This is a genomic window from Pseudoalteromonas sp. SMS1, assembly GCF_021530565.1.
Taxonomy (GTDB): Bacteria; Pseudomonadota; Gammaproteobacteria; order Enterobacterales; family Alteromonadaceae; genus Pseudoalteromonas.
The window spans coordinates 1-1893 of record NZ_JAKGBI010000061.1 but is presented as its reverse complement, the minus strand read 5'-3'; the positions used below and the strand labels follow the sequence as shown (position 1 = coordinate 1893).

Sequence of the window (1893 nt, the reverse complement as noted above, 5' to 3'; positions counted from 1 at the left end):
CCTACAATTGCCTATTTTGTTGAGTGTTACTCTATTTATTAACCAACAAACGCAGGTAATGACTTTATGTCACTTGTTTTTTAAAATGTGTCTGTCCCATTGGTTCTCTTAATTGCTTTGGCTCTAGCTGTGTTTACACCATTTATGGAAAGTGTGGTAGGTGCCTATATTGTAGGTTCCTTTATGGTGCTGATCAGTCTCACCTATACATTAATGTTGTTGCATAGCCTGTTTGATTTACTCTTTTTTATCCAGTTAAAAAAGAGTTCAATGCAGACAACTTAACTTAAGATGGGGTAGGCATAAATTTATAACTTAAGATGGGACAGGCACAAATTTATTGCATTTTTTAAAAAATGTGCCTGTCCTATTGTTTTTTAATGTATTTATAAATGGATGTTTGAAACCTACAATTGCCTATTTTGTTGAGTGTTACTCTATTTATTAACCAACAAACGCAGGTAAAGACTTTATGTCACTTGTTTTTTAAAATGTGTCTGTCCTATTGTTTCTCAGGGAATGGGCTATTTGGATCCGCTAACCAATACATTTAAAGCAGCTCCATTGAATAAAACTATGCCAGTTGACCATATCTTTCCTGTGAAAGATATTCAGAGCCTGCCAAGATTCAATAAGCTGACAATGGAGCAGCAAATATCAATAATTCACGATAGAATTGAAGTTGGTAACTTCCAACCATTACCAAAGTCTCTGAATTAATCCAAAGGATCAAAGACAGACTGGTCATTTTATAAAGGCAATGACTTAGATCCTATATACCAACAGAATTTAGTTGAGACTCAAGCTGAAATTAGGAAAGGGATTCAGCGACATATTAACCAGCTATATAAACAAAATAACGGTGGAAACTAAGTATGGAATTGTCGTATCCGTATGTATGTAATAGCCAATCTGAAATTCCAATGGAAGCATTAGATCACTTGGATAAACAGATAATAGATAGAGTTGGTGGGAGCTTTTCTACAATGTTTCCTCAATTCGCTCAGGTATTTAGAAAGACTAGTCAAGTGATTGAAAAGGATTGGGAGGCACCCAAACTAGTTTTAAAAAAGGGAACGCGGGAATGGCTATCATTCGTAGTCGTTCAAACTGATAGTAGTAATTTATTCTTTAGTCTTCAGCCTGATTTTATGGATAAAGAAGGAGAGTTATTCGATGAAGATTATATTATGCTGCCAGAAAGTTGGAGAGAGATTTATCGGTGGTTTAATTCATTTTGTCTAACAGATAAAAGTTACTGTTTGATGGATTGGTGGAATACTCCATTCCGTTATGAAGCCAGATTGAGTCTCAATGAATACGAGAAAGGTAGTAAAGTTTCTAGAGCACAGACTGATAAATTTGCAGAAACGATAGGCTGTAAAAGAGAAATGCTTCGTTGTTGGCTACTCACAGAAAATGAAGATGCGCTGTTTATAAATGAAGAAGCGTGTGACGGAAAGGTTTTTCACGTAAAGGGCAAACAGCTAAATATTATAACGGAGATTATTGACCCTAAGGATAAACTTGATGAGTACTTTGCGCATTATCTATCTGGGATGAACCCCGAGAGCTTCTGCTGGTAATGTACTTTTTTGATGTTGATGGATAATTTTTAATAGAGCGACTCAAAAAACTGGCAATGACTAGTTCCAGACAGCATTAATATGAGAAGTGCTGCTGATCTTCAAGGTGTAGAAAGCAACTTAAGATGGGACAGGCACAAATTTATTGCTTAAACTAGGTTCTTTGGCTACTGTTTAAATATCCAGTTAAAATGGGTTTTGAAAAGGCATGACAAGAGCAAGGAAAGCATTGATAGATTTGTCCTCGACCTCTTATTATCACTTAATAGCACGGTGTGTACGCCGTGCTTTTTTGTGTGGAGATGAC

The 1893-nt window shown here is 36.0% G+C and carries 2 protein-coding genes and 1 pseudogene; all 3 read left to right on the top strand.

What is annotated here, in order from left to right:
* Window positions 1–528: 528 nt before the first annotated feature.
* On the top strand, window positions 529–720 hold the full coding sequence (locus L1286_RS23960) for a hypothetical protein (RefSeq protein WP_235409540.1): 192 nt from the start codon (window positions 529–531) through the stop codon (window positions 718–720).
* A 155-nt stretch (window positions 721–875) separates the two neighbouring features.
* On the top strand, window positions 876–1586 hold the full coding sequence (locus L1286_RS23955; RefSeq protein ID WP_235409539.1) for a hypothetical protein: 711 nt from the start codon (window positions 876–878) through the stop codon (window positions 1584–1586).
* Between the two features lie 208 nt (window positions 1587–1794).
* Window positions 1795–1893, top strand: a pseudogene (locus L1286_RS23950) (transposase); the annotation flags it as partial.

What these genes read in the sequence shown, in the direction of transcription:
- L1286_RS23955 (WP_235409539.1), top strand. Translation starts at nt 876, where the DNA reads ATGGAATTGTCGTATCCGTATGTATGTAATAGCCAATCTGAAATTCCA.